Origin of the sequence: Pseudomonas gingeri (assembly GCF_013385425.1) — a bacterium.
GTDB lineage: Bacteria > Pseudomonadota > Gammaproteobacteria > Pseudomonadales > Pseudomonadaceae > Aquipseudomonas > Aquipseudomonas gingeri_D.
Window position 1 is genome coordinate 693,385 of sequence record NZ_JACAQA010000005.1, and the last position, 16,380, is coordinate 709,764.

The window sequence follows — 16,380 nt, forward strand, 5'->3', positions numbered from 1 at the left end:
GGCCTCTTCGCGGGCAAGCCCAGCTCCTACAGTCCAGTGTCGAACACAAATTTTACACACGACACTGAACTGTAGGAGCTGGGCTTGCCCGCGAAGCTTTTGACGCCCTCAAGCCGGGCCTCAGTGATGCGGCAGCCCGTCGATAAAGGCCAGGATCCGGCTGCCCAGTTCGGCGGCCAGAGGCAGTTGCGGGTCCTTGTAGGAGGCCAGCTGGCTCTTGATATCTTCGGGGACGATACGCAGCACGTGGTTCATGCCGTCAATCAGCGCCAGCTGCGCGTCCGGCTTGGCGGCCTTGAGCGCCTCGGCATCGCCGACGCCGACCTGGATGTCGTTGCGGCCCTGGACGATCAGTGCGGGTATCTTCAGGCGGGCGAAAGCCGCCGCCGGGTCCTGGCGAAACAGGCTGATCAGGTAGGGCTGGACGCTGGGACGGAAAATCGGCATCAGCGGCGCGGGGATATCGTTGTCCAGGTGCCCGGCCTTGAGGCTGTCGAGCAGAGCGTTGGCCCGCAACATCAAGGCCGGCGGCAGGTTATTGGCCAGTTGCTGGCGGACCACGCTGTCGACCGGGCGGCCGCTGCCGGCGACGCTGATCAGCGCCGCGACGTCCAGCTTGGGCGCCGCCAGGGTGGCGATCAATGCGCCCTCGCTGTGGCCGAGCAGGATCAGTGGCCCGAAACGCGGGTCGGCCTTGAGCTTTTCGCCCCAGGCCACCACATCCGCCGTATATCCCTCGATACTCAGGGTTCGCTCGTCGGGTGCGGCCGCCAGGCTGGCGGCCACGCCACGCTTGTCGAAGCGCACGCTGGCAATATTGTGACTGGCCAGTACCCCGGCCAGGCGCTTGAGGCTGTCGGTGCGACCGCCATCGGGATTGTTGCCATCGCGATCGGTGGGGCCTGAGCCGGACACGATCAACACCACGGGTACCGGTGCGTCGGAGCGCGGCAGCAGCAACGAGCCGAACAGCTCGCCGCTGCCGGTGTCCAGGGTGATCGGTTGTTGTAGCAGCACGGAGGCTTGGGCAAAACCGCTGAACAGGGTCAGGGCCATCAGAATCAATCGCAGCATTATCACGCCATTATCTACAGAGTGTCGGTTCGACTCGCCATCGAGGATAAGGTTCGAGGATGAACTACGGGGATAGCCCGCGTATACTGCCACGCTTGATCTAGACTCGATTCGCGGAGCGCCCTGCATGTCCGGCAATACTTACGGCAAGCTGTTCACTGTCACCACCGCAGGCGAAAGCCATGGCCCGGCGTTGGTCGCCATTGTCGACGGCTGCCCTCCGGGCCTGGAGTTGTCCCTGGACGACCTGCAGCGCGACCTCGACCGCCGCAAGCCGGGCACCAGCCGCCACACCACCCAGCGCCAGGAAGCCGACGAAGTGGAGATCCTCTCCGGGGTTTTCGAAGGCCGTACCACCGGCTGCGCCATCGGCCTGCTGATCCGCAACACCGACCAGAAGTCCAAGGACTACTCGGCGATCAAGGACCTGTTCCGCCCGGCCCACGCCGACTACACCTATCACCATAAATACGGTGGGCGCGATTATCGCGGCGGCGGCCGCAGTTCCGCCCGGGAAACCGCCATGCGCGTGGCGGCCGGTGCCATCGCGAAGAAATTCCTCGCCAGCCAGGGCATCGTTATCCGTGGCTACATGAGCCAGCTGGGCCCTATCGAAATCCCGTTCAAGACCTGGGACTCGGTGGAGCAGAATGCCTTTTTCTGTCCCGATCCGGACAAGGTGCCTGAGCTTGAAGCCTATATGGACCAGTTGCGGCGCGACCAGGATTCGGTCGGTGCGAAGATCACCGTGGTTGCCGAAGGCGTGATGCCGGGCCTCGGCGAGCCGATCTTCGACCGCCTGGATGCGGAACTGGCCCATGGGCTGATGAGCATCAACGCGGTCAAGGGGGTCGAGATCGGTGCCGGTTTTGCCTGCGTGGCCCAGCGCGGCACCGAACATCGCGACGAACTGACCCCGGAAGGTTTCCTCAGCAACAACGCCGGCGGCATCCTTGGCGGGATTTCCTCCGGCCAGCCGATTGTCGCGCACCTGGCCCTCAAACCGACCTCGAGCATCACTACGCCGGGACGCTCCATCGATATCCATGGCAACCCGGTGGACGTGATCACCAAGGGCCGTCATGACCCTTGCGTGGGCATCCGTGCCACCCCGATCGCCGAAGCGATGATGGCGATCGTACTGATGGACCACCTGCTGCGTCACCGCGGGCAGAACGCGGACGTGCGGGTCGGCACACCGGTACTGGGCCAGTTGTAATGCCGGGGGCGCCGCTCCCTTACTGGCGGTTGTCCAGTTTCTACCTGTTCTACTTCGCCTTGCTGGGAGCGACGGCGCCGTTCCTGGCGCTGTACTTCCACCATCTGGGGTTTGCCCCGGCGCGGATTGGCGAGCTGGTGGCGATTCCCATGCTGATGCGCTGCGTGGCGCCGAATATCTGGGGCTGGCTGGGTGACTACACGGGCCGGCGCCTGGCGATCGTGCGCTTCGGCGCGGTCTGCACCTTGCTGGCGTTTTCGCTGATCTTCTTCGACAAGAGCTACGCCTGGCTGGCGCTGGTCATGGCCCTGCATGCGTTTTTCTGGCACGCGGTGCTGCCACAGTTCGAAGTCATCACCCTGGCCCATCTGAAGGTCCAGGGCCAGGCGGCACGTTACAGCCAGATCCGCTTGTGGGGTTCCATCGGTTTCATCCTCACGGTGGTGGCACTCGGACGCCTGTTCGAGGCCCTGAGCCTGGATATCTACCCGGTGGCCATTGTGCTGATCATGACCGGTATCGTCCTGAGCAGCGCCTGGGTGCCCAATGCCCAGCCGCCGAGCCAGGGCCCGAGAGTGCCTGGCGAAGGTTTTCTGCGACAGTTGCGCCGCCCCGGGGTGTTGGCGTTCTATGCCTGTGTCGCGCTGATGCAGATGAGCCATGGTCCTTACTACACCTTCCTGACCCTGCACCTGGAAAGCCTCGGCTACACGCGTGGGCTGATCGGCATGCTCTGGGCTCTGGGGGTGGTGGCGGAAGTGCTGATGTTCCTGGCCATGAGCCGGGTCCTCGCGCGCTTTTCGGTCCGTCGGGTGCTGCTGGCCAGTTTCCTCCTGGCCGCCGTGCGCTGGCTGCTGCTGGGCGCGTTGGCCGATCACCTGGCGGTGCTGTTGTTCGCCCAGGTGCTGCACGCGGCGACCTTTGCCAGCTTTCACGCCTCTGCCATTCATTTCGTGCAACGTAGCTTCGGCGCGCGCCAGCAAGGCCAGGGGCAGGCGTTGTACGCTGCACTGGCCGGTACGGGCGGGGCTTTGGGCGCGCTGTACGCCGGTTATAGCTGGAACAGCCTGGGGCCGGCCTGGACCTTCAGCATCGCCAGCCTCGCGGCCCTGGCCGCGGCCATTATCATTGCCACACGCATGGAGGAGGAGCGGCCATGAACCTGACCCGTGAACAATTGAGCCTGGAGATCATCGAGGCCGGGCGCTTTCTGTATGGTCGCGGCTGGTCGCCGGCCACCAGCAGCAACTATTCGACCCGCCTGTCGGCCAGCCAGGCGCTGCTGACGGTGTCCGGCAAGCACAAGGGGCAGTTGGGCCCGGACGATGTGCTCGCCACCGACCTGGCGGGCAACAGCCTGGAGCCGGGCAAGAAGCCCTCGGCCGAAACCCTGTTGCACACCCAGCTCTATACCTGGCGCGGGGAGATCGGCGCGGTGTTGCACACCCATTCGGTGAATGCCACGGTGTTGTCGCGGATGACGCCCGGCGAGTTCATCGAGTTCGAAGACTATGAGCTGCAAAAGGCTTTCTCCGGGGTCACGACCCATGAGTCCCGGGTGCGGGTACCGATCTTCGATAATGACCAGGATATTGCGCGGCTGGCAGCCAAGGTGCAGCCTTGGCTCGAGGTGCATCCCGATTGCGTCGGTTATCTGATTCGCGGGCACGGTCTCTACACCTGGGGGGCGCGCATGAGCGACGCCCTGCGCCAGATCGAAGCGTTCGAGTTTCTCTTTGAATGTGAGTTGAAAGTCCGTTCGCTGCGGTCTTCCTGAATATCGGTTTTTGCACGAACTGTTGATTATCTGATTATCCGGCGCGTCGGACCGGCCTCCAGAGCAGGTCGACGCAGAGCCCAGTCGAGGAATAGAGTCCCATGAGCAGCCTGTCCGTCTATCACGTTTCAAGCCCGGACCTCCCGAACAAGGTCCTGACCCACGTCGACGACATCGCTTCGACCCTGGCCGAGCAAGGGGTGCGTTTCGACCGTTGGCAAGCTGCCGCGCCGATTCAGCCCGGTGCCAGCCAGGAAGAGGTGATCGCCGCCTACCAGGTACAGATCGACCGTCTGATGACCGAGCGCGGCTACATCACCGTCGACGTCGTCAGCCTGAACAGTGATCACCCGCAGAAGGCTGAGTTGCGCGCCAAGTTCCTCGACGAGCACCGGCATGCCGAAGACGAAGTGCGTTTCTTCGTTGCCGGTCGCGGTCTGTTCTCCCTGCACATCGGCGAGTATGTCTACGCCGTGCTCTGTGAAAAGAACGACCTGATTTCGGTACCGGCCGGTACGCCGCACTGGTTCGATATGGGCGAACACCCACATTTCGTCGCCATTCGCCTGTTCAACAACCCCGAAGGCTGGGTCGCCCAGTTCACCGGCGAGGACATCGCCAACCGTTTCCCGCGTCTCGAAGACTGAGTCCGCCATTCCACCCAGAAGGATCCGACATGCCGATCAAAGCCATCCTCACGGATATCGAAGGCACCACCAGTGCGGTGAGCTTTGTCTTCGACGTGCTGTTTCCCTACGCGGCCGGGCATTTGCCGGATTTTGTCCGGCAACACGCCGAGCGCCCGGAGGTGGCGGTGCAACTGGGGGCGGTGCGGCTGGACAGCGGTGAGCCGGCGGCGGATGTCGAGCGGGTGATCGAGATTCTCCTCGACTGGCTTGCCGAGGACCGCAAGGCCACGCCGCTCAAGGCCTTGCAAGGCATGGTCTGGCAGCAGGGTTATGAAGCCGGTCAGCTCAAGGGGCATGTGTACCCGGATGCGGTCCGGGCGCTGCAGGACTGGCACGGGCAGGGCTTGGCGCTGTATGTGTATTCCTCGGGCTCGATCCAGGCACAGAAGCTGATCTTCGGCTGTTCCGAGGCCGGTGACCTGTCGCCCTTGTTCAGCGGTTATTTTGATACCACCTCGGGACCCAAGCGCGAAGTCCAGTCTTATCGACATATCAGCGAAGCCATCGGTTGCCCGGCAAGCCAGATCCTGTTCCTCTCGGATATCGTCGAAGAACTCGATGCCGCCCGCCAGGCTGGCATGCTGACCTGCGGCCTGGCGCGCGACGGTGGAGAACTGCCCGGCCACCCGAACGTGAGCAGTTTTGCCGAGATTGATCTGGCGACACTTTAGGTTAAACAGAGCATGGACGGTCGTCTTGATTAAAACTTGAGTCGGCCTTGTGTGTTTTAAGTTGTAGGAAATTGCCTGTTGAAATGTCGGGCATCCCTGTTTGTGTTTGTGGTTGCTTGTTAAATCCCCTTTCTGTGTAACTCTCTGTTTTTTGATGGGTGTTTGTCTGTGGCTAAGAAGCATTGGTCACGGCAGGGAGATCTATTGAAACCAGAGGGAGAAACAATCATGAACGTTCCCGAAATGCTGGGTGCCGATGTCGTGCGCAGAGTTTCTTGCAGGGTGGTCGATATTGCCGATTCGCGAGGGCGGAATAAACAGGATTTTATTCAATCCTCCAAGGCACCGTCCCACGTTGTCGTCCTGCCCGCGCTGGACAAGCCCCGCCGGTGCCGGTTGTCAAAGAGCAAAACCTTGAGCGAAAAGGAACTGGAAGTGTTGCGCTGGGCGCGGGCGGGCAAAACCGTCTGGGAAATCAGCGTTATTCGCGATGTTTCCGAAGCCACGGTCAAGTTTCATCTGCGCAATATCTATCACAAACTGGGTGTGAGCAATCGGGCGCATGCCGTGGGAGAGGCGGTTAATCGTGGCTTGGTGTGAGAGGGTGCAGGCAAGTTGCATGGCACCCGTGGAAGGGCTGCCGGGAGAGTCCGACAGGCTTCAACGGGGTGCTTGTGGTTTTCTGCTTACTGACTTACTGATAGGTCGGCAGTGCGAAGCGGTTCTGGCTTTGCAACAGTGCGATCGACGGTAGTTCACCGGGCTCGCTGGCGAGGTCGCGGCGAATGGCGCTGATCACCCAGGTGAGTTGTTCCGCGGTGTGTAATTGCGCGTAGGAAACCGAGCGCCGGACTTGCTTGCCGTCGCTGGCCTGCAGGGTCAGCAGGATGCCGCCATCCGGACGCGCTTGGGTCGTGACCTTGTAGTTGGAAAATACCGAAGCAAACTTTTCCTGGATCAGGCTCATGTCTATGGACTCCTTTAGCTCATGTAGGGCATGGAGTCATAGGTGCAGTGATTGTGCCAGCATGGGATTTTAAAAAATTACTTATAAAACAATAAGTTATGTTTTTGTTGGTTTTACGCGGTCGTGCATTTTGCAAGAAAGGCCATCGTGCATCCTGCATTTTGCCGATGTCTGGTCGTTTGGCGCAGGCCTGGCGCCGGACCTCCCGCTGGCTTTTATTGATTGTCTCTATGGAAGCGCTTGAAAAATAGGGCATGACAGCGAGCAGGAGGCTCGGGAAACTGGAGTCCTTTACAGCCCTGTCCAAGCAACGCCAAGGAGCGCTCCATGTCCGACCAGGCCCGACAAATGACCGAAGACCAAGCCGCCGAGTTCGCCGAACAGGTGTTCGATGTGGCGCGCAAGGGCGATGCGCCGATGCTTGCGGCCCTGTTGAGCAAAGGCCTGCCGCCGAACCTGCGTAACCACAAGGGCGACACTTTGCTGATGTTGGCCAGTTACCACGGGCATGCCGATGCGGTGCGTGTGTTGCTGGAGCACAAGGCTGATCCGCAGATACAAAACGATAACGGCCAGAGCCCGATTGCCGGCGCGGCGTTCAAGGGCGACCTGGAGATGGTCAGGTTGCTGATCGAAGGCGGGGCCCAGGTCGAGGGGACGTCGAAGGACGGCCGCACGGCGCTGATGATGGCGGCGATGTTCAATCGCACCACGATTGTCGATTACCTGCTCAGCCAGGGCGCCGATCCCCGGGCCCAGGACGCCAACGGCGTCACCGCATTGGCCGCGGCACAGACCATGGGCGCCCAGGACACGGCGGCGCAGTTGCAGAAAATCCTCGGCTGACGCACTGCTGCAAATACCACGCGGCGGCCATGCTCACTTTTTCGTTGGCTTGCTGCTGCCGGGTATGTGCAGGTAGGACATCACGCTTTCCGTGAGTTCGGTTGCCAGTTTCACGGCTTCCTTGTTGCGCGCCATCACCCCGGCTACCAAGCCTTCGATCAACGCTAGTACCGCGATGTTGGAACTGGTCAACACGGCGTGGTCGGCCGGGGCAAAGAGCACGTGCTGGGCGATGCCGGTCAGCGGCGAGGCCGGCGAGTCGGTGATGGCCAGCACCGTGGCGCCACGCTCGTGGGCAAACCGCGAGAGTTGCAACGTATCCAGGGAATAGCGTGGCAGCGAGATCGCCAGGAGGATGTCCTGGTCGGTAATGGCGGCCAGTCGATAAGCGGCGTTTTCGTTACCGCCCTCCATGCTGATGGCGGTCGCGTCGGCGCAGAAGGGCATCAGGGTCGAAGCCGCGAGGCCGGCCATGTAGACGCTGTTGCCAAACCCGAGGATGTAGATCTTGCGGGCCTGGGTCAGGCAGGTGACAAAGGCTTCGAAGGTCTCGGGGTGGTTGTTGGTGCCGGTGGTGCCGAGGTTACCAATGGCACTCTCGATCTGCTCATGCAAGCCGAAGGCGCCACCGGGGCGGTGCGCCAGTTCGTTGCGCAGTTTGTCCACCGGCGACACCATCTGCTGCAAGGTCGCCACCAGCTCGGCTTTCATACCGGTGTAGCCACCCAGGTTCAGCGCCTTGGCCAGGCGGTTGACCGCGGCGGGCGAGGTGGCGGTGGCCTGGGCCATCTCCTCGATGGTCAGGGTCGCGGCTTTCAACGGATGGCGCAGGATGAAGTCGGCCACCTTGCGCAACGAGGGCTGCAGGTCGGCAACGATTTCCGCCAGTTTGCGCATGACCGGTGCGGCATAGACCGTAGTGTTTTTCGAGGGGGTCGGCATATCCGGCTCAACAGGTTCTGGGGGTGGAAGGGCGGGTGCCAGTGTATCCGAAGCCGGCCGTCGACGTGCGGGGCCGGCAATGGTCGGGGCGTCAGGCGGCGGCTATTTCAAGCTGCCGCAGAGGAATTGCCGGAGACGTTCGGACTGGGGCCCCCGCAGCACTTCGCGCGGGTTGCCGCGTTCTTCGACCTGGCCTTTGTGGAGGAATACCAACTGGTTGGAGACCTCCCTGGCGAAGCCCATTTCATGGGTCACCACGACCATGGTGCGACCTTCCAGGGCCAGGTCCTGCATGACTTTGAGCACTTCACCGACCAGCTCCGGGTCGAGCGCCGAAGTGGGTTCGTCGAAGAGCATCACTTCCGGTTCCATGGCCAGGGCCCGGGCTATCGCCACACGCTGCTGCTCGCCGCCGGACATGTGCGCCGGATAGGCGTTCAGGCGGTGTCCCACGCCGACCTTGTTCAAGTAGTGTTCGGCCTTTTCCCGGGCTTCTTTCCTGGACACACCGAGGACCTGCACAGGGGCCTCCATGACATTTTCAACGGCGCTCATGTGCGACCACAGGTTGAAGTGCTGAAACACCATGGCCAGTCGCGAACGCATGCGTTGCAGTTGCTTCGGCTCGGCGGCCTTGAGCCCGCCCGAGGCGTTGGCCACCAGCTTGAGCTGTTCACCATTGAGCCGTATCTGACCGGCATTGGGTTGTTCAAGCAAATTGATGCAGCGCAGGAAAGTGCTTTTACCGGAGCCGCTGGAGCCGATGAGGCTGATCACATCACCGGCTTTTGCCTCCAGCGACACGCCCTTGAGCACTTCGTGAGCACCGTAGCTTTTGTGCAGGTCCTGAATTTCAAGTTTGTTCATGCTGTGTTCACTCTGCTGAAGTCAGTCGCTGAGCAAGCGACCTTGGCGAATAGGGGTACGACCGGCGACTTTCGCCAGCCACAAGCCGGGTTGGGCGAAACGCAGACGTTCGCGGGCATAGAGAATGCCGTCGGTGCTGGCGGTCACCACGCTGCGCTGGTCGGTCACGGGGTCGATGACTTCGAACAGCGGGTCGCCGACCTTGACTCGCGCACCCAGCGGCTGCAGGAAACTGACCACGCCGGGGTGTGGCGCGTAGGCATATTGCGCTCCAGCGAACGGAGTGGCTTCACAGCAGAGGGCGGGCGCGGCCGGCCATTGACCGCTGATCAGGCCCTGTTCGGCCAGGTAGCCGAGGATCTGCTCGGCGCTGGCGATGCAGGGCTCGCGATCGGTGTCGGCCATACCTCGCAACTCAACGGTCGTGGCTATGCAGGCGAGGGGGATATTGGCCAGTGGGAAGCGTTTGGCCAGTTGCACCCAAGGGCTGGCACAGGCTTCGTCAAAGGCATTGCCGCCGGCATCCTCGGCCAGCAGGGCGGCTCCGGCGCCGAGGCGCGCGGCCAGGGAACACAGGCGCGACCAGTTTTGCGGCAGGGCGTAGAGCAGCATGATCGACTCGAAGTCGCAGTGCAGGTCGAGCACCACATCGGCATCACAGGCATGGCGCAACAACTGGCGACGCAAACCGTCAAGTTCCGAGGTGGCCGGGGGCAGATGCTCGATAACCGTGAGCATGGCGCGACGAATCAGTCCGACGTTGGTCACGGCGTCCGCGCCCAGTTGGCCTTCCAACTGCCGGGCCACGGCGTCGGTCAGTTGCGGGAAGTCGCGATTGAAGTTGCTGCCGCTGGAGAACTCGAAGCGACCCTGATGGGTGGCCTGGAACATCTGCCCGATGCCGATGGGGTTCGCCATGGGTACCAGTTCGATCACACCGATCAAGCGCCCCTGGTCTTCCAGTTCACGCAGGCGGCGCTTGAGCTCGACGGCGACGCGCATGCCGGGCAGTTCGTCGGCGTGCAGGGAGGCCTGGATGTAGGCCTTGCGCGAGCCGCTGCCGAAGCGAAACAGTGACAGCTGGCGCTCGGTGCCCGTGGCGCTCCAGGGCAGGACGTAGTTGATCTGCTGCATGGGGGTTCCTTAGTGCTTGCGTGGCGCCAGATACGCCAGCCAATGGCGCTCGGCCAACTTGAACAGACGCACGAGGGCGAAGGTCATGGCCAGGTAGATCAGGCCGGCGGTGATAAAGGCTTCGAAGGGCAAATAGAAGCGCGCGCTGACGGTGCGCGCCGCGCCGGTGATATCGACGAGGGTGACGATCGACGCCAGGCTGGTGGTTTGCAGCATCATCAGCACTTCGTTGCTGTACTGCGGCAGCGCGCGGCGCAAGGCCGAGGGCAGGAGAATGCGTCGGTACAGGGTCATGCGCGACATGCCCATGGCCCGGGCGGCCTCGACTTCGCCGCCGGGTGTCGACTTCAGGCTGCCGGCGAGCAACTCTGCGCTGTAGGCACTGGTGTTGATTGCAAAGGCCAGGCAGGCGCAAAAGGTCGCGCTCGACAGATAGGGCCAGAGCAGGCTCTGGCGGACTGCTTCGAACTGCGCCAGGCCGTAGTAGATGAGGAACAATTGCACCAGCATCGGCGTGCCGCGGATCACGTAGGTGTACAGCCAGGCCGGGAAGTTGAGTAGCGGCGAGCGGGAGACCCGCAGCAGCGCCAGGGGGATGGCCAGCATCAGGCCCAGGGCCAGGGAGATCAGCAGCAGCTTGAGGGTCAGCAAGGCCCCCCCGAGATACAGCGGCAGGTTTTGCCAGATCAGGTTGTAATCGAGAATCATCGGTGGCTCTCCACTTACAGCTCGACGGCTTTGATGCCGACCGAATAGTGTTTTTCCAGATAACGCAGCACCAGCAGCGACAGGCTGGTCAGCATCAGGTAAAGCGCCGCCACGGCGAGGAAGAAGGTGAAGGGTTCGTGGGTGGCATCGGCGGCGTTCTTGGCCTTGAACATCATGTCCTGCAGGCCGATCACCGAGATCAGCGCGGTGGACTTGGTCAGCACCAGCCAGTTGTTGGTGAAACCGGGAATGGCGAAGCGAATCATCTGTGGCAGCAGGATCCGCCGGAACACCTGCAGGCCACTCATGCCATAGGCCATCCCGGCCTCGCCCTGGCCGCCGGGAATGGCCATGAAGGCACCGCGAAAGGTTTCCGAGAGATAGGCGCCGAAAATGAAGCCCATGGTGCAGACACCGGCCATGAAGGGGTTGATGTCGATGTAGTGGGTGTAGCCGAGTGCAAGAGCCAGGCGATTCACCAGATCCTGACCGCCATAGAAAATCAGCAGAATCAGGACCAGGTCGGGGATGCCGCGGATAAGGGTGGTGTAACCCTCGCCCAGCATCGCCAGCCATTTGAGCGGGGATAACCGAAAGGCGGCACCGATCAGACCCAGGACAATGGCCATGGCCATCGCACTCAGGGCCAGGTTGAGGGTCAGCCAGGCACCCTCGAGGATGCTCGATCCGTAACCGTGGAGCATGATGAAACTCCTCGCCCGAAGCGCCGTCGGGCGCGCGGGACAAGTGGGAGAAGGGCGCCCGCGGCAAGCCGGCGCCAAGGTCACGGGAAGGTTTACTCGCCGTAGATATCGAACGCGAAGTACTTGGCCTGTATCTGCTGGTACTTGCCATTGGCGCGGATCGCATCGATGGCCGCGTTCAGGCGCGCGGCGTTCGCGGTGTCACCCTTGCGCAGGGCGATACCGGCGCCCCGGCCGAAGTATTTCGGGTCGTTGATGTCGCGGCCGACCAGCGCGAAGCCTTTACCCGCCGGGGTTTTGATAAAGCTCTCGTCGGTGTTGACGATGTCGGCGAGGGTGGCGTCCAGGCGACCCGACGCCAGGTCAAGAAAGGCCTCGTTCTGTGAGGAATAGCGCACGATCTCGACGCCGGCTTTCTCCAGTTGTTCGGTGGCGAAGCGGTCGTAGGTGGAGGAGCGCTGCACGCCGACCTTCTTGCCCTTGAGATCCACCAGCGGATCGTTGATCAGGCTGCCGGCCTTCATCGCGAACTTGCCTGGGGTGTGGTAGTACTTTTCGCTGAAGTCGACGGATTTCAGGCGGTCGTCGGTGATCGACATCGACGACAGCACCGCATCGATCTTGCGCACCTTGAGCGAGGGGATCATCCCGTCGAACTCCTGGATCACCCATTGGCACTTGACCTTCATTTCATCGCACAGGGCATTGCCGATGTCGTAATCGAACCCCCCGAGGTTGCCTTCCGGGGTCTTGTAGGAGAAGGGTGGGTAAGCGGCTTCGATACCGATACGCAGACTGTCCTCGTCGGCATGGGCCAGGATGCTGAAGGCGCAGAGGGCCAGGGCACCTAGAAGTCCTGTCTTGTTCATATTGTTGACTCCCGTTGTTTGTGAAGTGTGGGCGAGGTGCCGTCCGGATTGGCGTGGCGGGTAGCTCCGCCTGATCTTGTCGCGGCTATAAATGACATGTTTTATTTCATAAATCAATTTTATGAAAATAAAAATGCCAAATGGTGCCATGGTGATACCGTTCGCCAGCCCGTCGACAGGGATTCAGGCGCGGATGGACCGGCTTCAGGGGGAATTGGTGTATTCTTCGCGGCCGTCATTTTCTCCTCTGCAGGACCTGTCCATGAAAACCGCCCTCGTCGAACTCATCAGCAAAATCAGCTCCGGCTGCATGAGCGAGGCCGAAATCCTGCAGATCGCCGATGAAGCAGCCCAGGCCTACGCCGACCAGGCCGGTTTCCTGGCGGCCAATCCGGACATCAACTACGACGACAGTTTTCCGATTCCCCTGGGCGAGTGGGTGGTGGTCGGTAGCCTGCCCGAGACCGTGCTGTTCCAGGCCGACACCTACATGGACCTGTTCGCCCGGATCGTCGAGTCCTTCGGCAAGGACGTGCCTTTCAATATCAAGCCCAAGCAGCTGGCCAAGGTCGAGGCCTTGACCGCCTTGAACCGTATCCAGGTCCAATTGAGCAGCATGAACCCGGAGATGGGCGGCTACGTACTGGTGAACTTCAGCCAGTTGCTCGACGACGAACTGCAGGCGGTGCTGGTCTACGGCAATGACCTGCCGCGAGTGCTGGCCCTGTGTGGAGAGGTCGGGATTGCCGCCGCGCCCTCCCTGGAAGCCCTGAGAGTCGCGCTGCACGTCTGAGTCGCCGCGGTTGAACGCGCAGCAATAAAGTGAACCCTGGCGGCGGCCGGCTATCCTATGGGGGCAGATCCTCATCTAGGAGCAAGACCATGGGTTCCACTTTCAACGGCCTGATCGGCCTGATCATCCTGGCGCTGGATATCTGGGCCATCCTCAATGTGCTGAAAAGCGGCGCCGAAACCGGGATGAAGATCCTCTGGATCCTGCTGATCATCCTGCTGCCGGTACTCGGCCTGATCATCTGGGCCATCGCCGGGCCGCGTGGCAATCTGCGCTAGTGGCGGTCAAATGCGCGCTTGAACAAGGTGCCACCCTGGCAGAGGGGGCACATTCTGGTTGCGTCTCGGAAATTGCCTACGATTTTGGTTGTAGGGGGCTGATGGTATTTACACGGATGAAGTCCTAGGGTTCGAGCAGGGTAAAAAGCTTGGAAGCTTTGCCCCCAGGTCTCTTCTCTGGCTTCAAGGGAGGACCTGTCCCGAAACCCTACGCTAAAGGATTAGCCCATGCAGGAGATGAGTATGGAACAGGCCCAGCTTGAGAAAACCCATGTCGAGATTGCCAAGCTTATCGCCGAGCAACGCAAGCTCAATGCCGAGGCGGGGAAGATGACCCGTGAAACGTTCTGGTACCCGGTCGCGATTGCCATTGGCTTTGTCGGTACCGTGTCGACAGTCACCGCACTGCTGATCAAATATCTCGTTCCTTGACCGTGGAAGTCGGCGGCCTTTGTCCCGGGACGATTCGACCTGTCATAGTTCGCAACGTAAAATGCGCGCCTTTCCCGGATTATCGAGGCTATGGCCGCTGGTGCCCATTGCTTGTTCGATAGCCCGCCATGGGCGGGGAACCGTCCGTTGCCACTCGCCTTCACCGGAGCACTTCCCATGAGCAATACGCCTGAAACCCACTACCAGGAAACCCTCTACGAAGGCTACGGCCAGCGCTTTCGCATGGACAAGCTGCTGCACGAAGTGCGCACCGGGCACCAGCACCTGGTGATCTTCGAAAACGCCCGCATGGGCCGGGTCATGGCCCTGGACGGTGTCATCCAGACCACCGAGGCCGATGAGTTCATCTACCACGAAATGCTCACCCATGTGCCTATCCTCGCCCATGGCAGTGCCAAGCGCGTGCTGATCATTGGTGGTGGTGATGGTGGCATGCTGCGTGAAGTGGCCAAGCATCGCGGCGTCGAGCACATCACCATGGTCGAGATCGACGCCACCGTGGTCGAGATGTGCAAGCAGTTCCTGCCGGAGCACTCCAAGGGCGCGTTCGACGATGCGCGGCTGAACCTGGTGATCGACGACGGCATGCGTTTCGTCGCCACCACCGAAGAAAAGTTCGACGTCATCATTTCCGACTCCACCGACCCCATCGGTCCCGGTGAAGTGCTGTTTTCCGAAAATTTCTACCAGGCCTGCCGTCGCTGCCTGAACGAAGGCGGCATCCTGGTGACCCAGAACGGTACGCCGTTCATGCAGTTGGCCGAAGTGCAGACCACCGCGGGACGCCTGCGCAGCCTGTTCCCGGACTGGCACTTCTACCAGGCCGCGATACCGACCTACATCGGCGGTGCCATGACCTTCGCCTGGGGCGCGACCCACACCGCGTCGCGCAAGTTGTCTCTGGAAACCCTGCGCCAGCGCTTTGCTGGCAGCGGTATTGTCACGCGCTACTACAATCCCGAGATCCATCTCGGTGCGTTTGCCTTGCCGCAATACGTGTTGCAGGCCGTGAACAAACCGAGCAACGACTGATACCGCACTCGCTGGCTCGCGATGATCGTCAACCGGACCGTCGCGAGCCGACTCAAGCCAGCAGGTTCATATCCTGCCGAGCAGTACCAGGATCAGCAGTACGATCAAGACTGTCCCGATCACCCCCGATGGACCATAACCCCAGCTTCTGGAGTGTGGGAAAACGGGCAGGCCACCGACCAGCAGCAGGATCAGGATGACGATCAGAATAAGACTCATGGTGCTTTCCTTGTTCTGTTTTTCGAGACGCTATCGCGCACGTTCAGCTGTTGAATAACAGGCTGCTTGATAAGTCCGACTTGAGCGCCGAGAAGAAAATTCAGTTTTTTTCCGACCTTTCTCGCCCCCTCGTCTTATTGTTTTATTGATCGACCGTTCCCACCTTGGCGGTGTCGAACAATAAAGCTGCGCCTTCCCCCTCAGTCGTCACTTTGCCTGGAGCATTCAGCAATCTGATGGTGCATGGGCCTTCGAGCGTCCTTCGCTACACTGCCGCTCATCGTCCTCAGAACCCACAAGGCATCTGCTATGCACAATCGCATCATGATCACTGGCGCCGGCTCCGGTCTTGGCCGCGAAATCGCACTGCGCTGGGCCCGCGAAGGCTGGCGTCTGGCGCTGTCGGATGTCAGCGAGCCGGGCCTGCTGGAAACCCTCAGGCTGGTGCGCGAAGCTGGCGGCGATGGTTTCACCCAGCGTTGCGACGTGCGCGACTACAGCCAGTTGACGGCATTCGCCCAGGCGTGTGAGGTCAAATTCGGCGGCATCGATGTGATCGTCAACAATGCCGGTGTTGCCTCGGGCGGGTTCTTCAGCGAGTTGTCTCTCGAAGACTGGGATTGGCAGATCGCGATCAACCTGATGGGGGTGGTCAAGGGCTGCAAGGCGTTCCTGCCGCTGCTGGAACAGAGCAAGGGCAAGATCATCAATATCGCCTCCATGGCGGCGCTGATGCAGGGGCCGGCCATGAGCAACTACAACGTGGCCAAGGCTGGCGTAGTGGCGTTGTCGGAAAGCCTGTTGATCGAACTGGCGCAGCAGGAAGTCGGCGTGCACGTGGTCTGCCCGTCGTTTTTCCAGACCAATCTGCTGGACTCTTTCCGCGGGCCTACGCCGGCGATGAAGGCCCAGGTCGGCAAGCTGCTGGAAAGCTCGCCGATCAGCGCGAGCGACATCGCCGACTACATCTATACCCGGGTCGGCCTGGGCGAATTCATGATTCTGCCCCACGAGCAAGGGCGCATGGCTTGGGCCCTCAAACAGAAGAATCCGCAGTTGCTCTATGACGAAATGACCGTGATGGCCGACAAGATGCGGGCCAAGGCCAAACAAGTCCCGCATTGAGCTTGCCCACGGA

General features: G+C 61.4%; 20 protein-coding genes and 1 pseudogene. 12 read left to right on the forward strand and 9 right to left on the reverse strand.

Features of this window, described 5'->3' with window-relative positions:
- Window positions 1-120: 120 nt before the first annotated feature.
- Window positions 121-1,074 (reverse strand): alpha/beta hydrolase, encoded by a 954-nt coding sequence (locus HX830_RS11040; protein ID WP_256350444.1) that lies wholly within the window; start codon window positions 1,072-1,074, stop codon window positions 121-123.
- A 127-nt stretch (window positions 1,075-1,201) separates the two neighbouring features.
- On the opposite strand from HX830_RS11040, the gene aroC reads away from it, so the two are divergent.
- The 6 genes and pseudogenes from aroC to HX830_RS32085 all read left to right on the forward strand — a co-directional run.
- Window positions 1,202-2,293, forward strand: a complete 1,092-nt coding sequence (aroC, locus tag HX830_RS11045; protein WP_177100143.1) for a chorismate synthase — start codon at window positions 1,202-1,204, stop codon at window positions 2,291-2,293.
- Complete coding sequence (locus HX830_RS11050; protein WP_177100145.1) at window positions 2,293-3,453, forward strand: MFS transporter; 1,161 nt, start codon at window positions 2,293-2,295, stop codon at window positions 3,451-3,453. The genes aroC and HX830_RS11050 overlap by 1 nt, the downstream gene beginning before the upstream one ends.
- On the forward strand, window positions 3,450-4,070 hold the full coding sequence (locus tag HX830_RS11055) for a methylthioribulose 1-phosphate dehydratase (protein WP_177100147.1): 621 nt from the start codon (window positions 3,450-3,452) through the stop codon (window positions 4,068-4,070). Before HX830_RS11050 ends, HX830_RS11055 begins: the two co-directional genes overlap by 4 nt.
- A gap of 101 nt (window positions 4,071-4,171) precedes the next feature.
- A complete protein-coding gene (locus HX830_RS11060) occupies window positions 4,172-4,717 on the forward strand; it encodes a 1,2-dihydroxy-3-keto-5-methylthiopentene dioxygenase (RefSeq protein WP_103495931.1) in 546 nt (181 codons plus the stop codon).
- Window positions 4,718-4,746: 29 nt separating this feature from the next.
- Window positions 4,747-5,430 carry an acireductone synthase gene (gene mtnC, locus HX830_RS11065; RefSeq protein ID WP_103495930.1) on the forward strand — a complete coding sequence of 228 codons (684 nt, stop codon included), beginning with the start codon at window positions 4,747-4,749 and terminating at the stop codon, window positions 5,428-5,430.
- 420 nt (window positions 5,431-5,850) lie between these two features.
- A pseudogene (locus HX830_RS32085) lies at window positions 5,851-6,030 on the forward strand (helix-turn-helix domain-containing protein); the annotation flags it as partial.
- 94 nt (window positions 6,031-6,124) lie between these two features.
- Here HX830_RS32085 and HX830_RS11075 read toward each other — a convergent pair.
- Window positions 6,125-6,397 carry a DUF3509 domain-containing protein gene (locus tag HX830_RS11075; protein WP_103495929.1) on the reverse strand — a complete coding sequence of 91 codons (273 nt, stop codon included), beginning with the start codon at window positions 6,395-6,397 and terminating at the stop codon, window positions 6,125-6,127.
- 327 nt (window positions 6,398-6,724) lie between these two features.
- Between HX830_RS11075 and HX830_RS11080 the strand changes: the two genes are divergently transcribed.
- Window positions 6,725-7,243: an ankyrin repeat domain-containing protein gene (locus HX830_RS11080; RefSeq protein ID WP_103495928.1), complete on the forward strand. Its 519-nt coding sequence runs from the start codon at window positions 6,725-6,727 to the stop codon at window positions 7,241-7,243.
- Between the two features lie 33 nt (window positions 7,244-7,276).
- Here HX830_RS11080 and HX830_RS11085 read toward each other — a convergent pair whose 3' ends face one another.
- The 6 genes from HX830_RS11085 to HX830_RS11110 form a co-directional block, all read right to left on the reverse strand.
- Window positions 7,277-8,185 carry a MurR/RpiR family transcriptional regulator gene (locus tag HX830_RS11085; protein WP_100939052.1) on the reverse strand — a complete coding sequence of 303 codons (909 nt, stop codon included), beginning with the start codon at window positions 8,183-8,185 and terminating at the stop codon, window positions 7,277-7,279.
- A 102-nt stretch (window positions 8,186-8,287) separates the two neighbouring features.
- Window positions 8,288-9,052, reverse strand: coding sequence for an ABC transporter ATP-binding protein (locus HX830_RS11090; protein ID WP_103495927.1), 765 nt, complete (start codon window positions 9,050-9,052; stop codon window positions 8,288-8,290).
- A gap of 21 nt (window positions 9,053-9,073) precedes the next feature.
- On the reverse strand, window positions 9,074-10,186 hold the full coding sequence (locus tag HX830_RS11095; protein WP_177100151.1) for a succinylglutamate desuccinylase/aspartoacylase family protein: 1,113 nt from the start codon (window positions 10,184-10,186) through the stop codon (window positions 9,074-9,076).
- 9 nt (window positions 10,187-10,195) lie between these two features.
- Entirely contained in the window at window positions 10,196-10,894 is a 699-nt protein-coding gene (locus HX830_RS11100; RefSeq protein WP_103495925.1) for an ABC transporter permease, read from the reverse strand.
- A gap of 14 nt (window positions 10,895-10,908) precedes the next feature.
- Window positions 10,909-11,598, reverse strand: a complete 690-nt coding sequence (locus tag HX830_RS11105; RefSeq protein ID WP_103495924.1) for an ABC transporter permease — start codon at window positions 11,596-11,598, stop codon at window positions 10,909-10,911.
- 92 nt (window positions 11,599-11,690) lie between these two features.
- Window positions 11,691-12,467, reverse strand: a complete 777-nt coding sequence (locus tag HX830_RS11110; RefSeq protein WP_152737255.1) for an ABC transporter substrate-binding protein — start codon at window positions 12,465-12,467, stop codon at window positions 11,691-11,693.
- A 262-nt stretch (window positions 12,468-12,729) separates the two neighbouring features.
- On the opposite strand from HX830_RS11110, the gene HX830_RS11115 reads away from it, so the two are divergent.
- The 4 genes from HX830_RS11115 to speE all read left to right on the forward strand — a co-directional run bounded on the left by HX830_RS11115 (window position 12,730) and on the right by speE (window position 15,023).
- A complete protein-coding gene (locus tag HX830_RS11115) occupies window positions 12,730-13,260 on the forward strand; it encodes a hypothetical protein (RefSeq protein ID WP_152737256.1) in 531 nt (176 codons plus the stop codon).
- An 89-nt stretch (window positions 13,261-13,349) separates the two neighbouring features.
- Window positions 13,350-13,538 (forward strand): PLDc N-terminal domain-containing protein, encoded by a 189-nt coding sequence (locus tag HX830_RS11120; protein WP_121138082.1) that lies wholly within the window; start codon window positions 13,350-13,352, stop codon window positions 13,536-13,538.
- A gap of 243 nt (window positions 13,539-13,781) precedes the next feature.
- Entirely contained in the window at window positions 13,782-13,970 is a 189-nt protein-coding gene (locus HX830_RS11125) for a hypothetical protein (RefSeq protein ID WP_100939216.1), read from the forward strand.
- A 177-nt stretch (window positions 13,971-14,147) separates the two neighbouring features.
- Window positions 14,148-15,023, forward strand: coding sequence for a polyamine aminopropyltransferase (speE, locus tag HX830_RS11130; protein WP_103495921.1), 876 nt, complete (start codon window positions 14,148-14,150; stop codon window positions 15,021-15,023).
- A 66-nt stretch (window positions 15,024-15,089) separates the two neighbouring features.
- Here the strand turns inward: speE and HX830_RS11135 are convergent, their stop codons facing one another.
- On the reverse strand, window positions 15,090-15,242 hold the full coding sequence (locus tag HX830_RS11135) for a DUF3309 family protein (protein WP_103495920.1): 153 nt from the start codon (window positions 15,240-15,242) through the stop codon (window positions 15,090-15,092).
- Window positions 15,243-15,551: 309 nt separating this feature from the next.
- Between HX830_RS11135 and HX830_RS11140 the strand changes: the two genes are divergently transcribed.
- Window positions 15,552-16,367, forward strand: coding sequence for an SDR family oxidoreductase (locus tag HX830_RS11140; RefSeq protein ID WP_103495919.1), 816 nt, complete (start codon window positions 15,552-15,554; stop codon window positions 16,365-16,367).
- Window positions 16,368-16,380 lie beyond the last annotated feature (13 nt).

Excerpts from the sequence above, each read along its gene's own strand:
- HX830_RS11040 (WP_256350444.1), bottom strand. The coding sequence starts at position 1,074 with ATGCTGCGATTGATTCTGATGGCCCTGACCCTGTTCAGCGGTTTTGCC.
- aroC (WP_177100143.1), top strand. The coding sequence starts at position 1,202 with ATGTCCGGCAATACTTACGGCAAGCTGTTCACTGTCACCACCGCAGGC.
- HX830_RS11050 (WP_177100145.1), top strand. The coding sequence starts at position 2,293 with ATGCCGGGGGCGCCGCTCCCTTACTGGCGGTTGTCCAGTTTCTACCTG.
- HX830_RS11055 (WP_177100147.1), top strand. The coding sequence starts at position 3,450 with ATGAACCTGACCCGTGAACAATTGAGCCTGGAGATCATCGAGGCCGGG.
- HX830_RS11060 (WP_103495931.1), top strand. The coding sequence starts at position 4,172 with ATGAGCAGCCTGTCCGTCTATCACGTTTCAAGCCCGGACCTCCCGAAC.
- mtnC (WP_103495930.1), top strand. The coding sequence starts at position 4,747 with ATGCCGATCAAAGCCATCCTCACGGATATCGAAGGCACCACCAGTGCG.
- HX830_RS11075 (WP_103495929.1), bottom strand. The coding sequence starts at position 6,397 with ATGAGCCTGATCCAGGAAAAGTTTGCTTCGGTATTTTCCAACTACAAG.
- HX830_RS11080 (WP_103495928.1), top strand. The coding sequence starts at position 6,725 with ATGTCCGACCAGGCCCGACAAATGACCGAAGACCAAGCCGCCGAGTTC.
- HX830_RS11085 (WP_100939052.1), bottom strand. The coding sequence starts at position 8,185 with ATGCCGACCCCCTCGAAAAACACTACGGTCTATGCCGCACCGGTCATG.
- HX830_RS11090 (WP_103495927.1), bottom strand. The coding sequence starts at position 9,052 with ATGAACAAACTTGAAATTCAGGACCTGCACAAAAGCTACGGTGCTCAC.
- HX830_RS11095 (WP_177100151.1), bottom strand. The coding sequence starts at position 10,186 with ATGCAGCAGATCAACTACGTCCTGCCCTGGAGCGCCACGGGCACCGAG.
- HX830_RS11100 (WP_103495925.1), bottom strand. The coding sequence starts at position 10,894 with ATGATTCTCGATTACAACCTGATCTGGCAAAACCTGCCGCTGTATCTC.
- HX830_RS11105 (WP_103495924.1), bottom strand. The coding sequence starts at position 11,598 with ATGCTCCACGGTTACGGATCGAGCATCCTCGAGGGTGCCTGGCTGACC.
- HX830_RS11110 (WP_152737255.1), bottom strand. The coding sequence starts at position 12,467 with ATGAACAAGACAGGACTTCTAGGTGCCCTGGCCCTCTGCGCCTTCAGC.
- HX830_RS11115 (WP_152737256.1), top strand. The coding sequence starts at position 12,730 with ATGAAAACCGCCCTCGTCGAACTCATCAGCAAAATCAGCTCCGGCTGC.
- HX830_RS11120 (WP_121138082.1), top strand. The coding sequence starts at position 13,350 with ATGGGTTCCACTTTCAACGGCCTGATCGGCCTGATCATCCTGGCGCTG.
- HX830_RS11125 (WP_100939216.1), top strand. The coding sequence starts at position 13,782 with ATGGAACAGGCCCAGCTTGAGAAAACCCATGTCGAGATTGCCAAGCTT.
- speE (WP_103495921.1), top strand. The coding sequence starts at position 14,148 with ATGAGCAATACGCCTGAAACCCACTACCAGGAAACCCTCTACGAAGGC.
- HX830_RS11135 (WP_103495920.1), bottom strand. The coding sequence starts at position 15,242 with ATGAGTCTTATTCTGATCGTCATCCTGATCCTGCTGCTGGTCGGTGGC.
- HX830_RS11140 (WP_103495919.1), top strand. The coding sequence starts at position 15,552 with ATGCACAATCGCATCATGATCACTGGCGCCGGCTCCGGTCTTGGCCGC.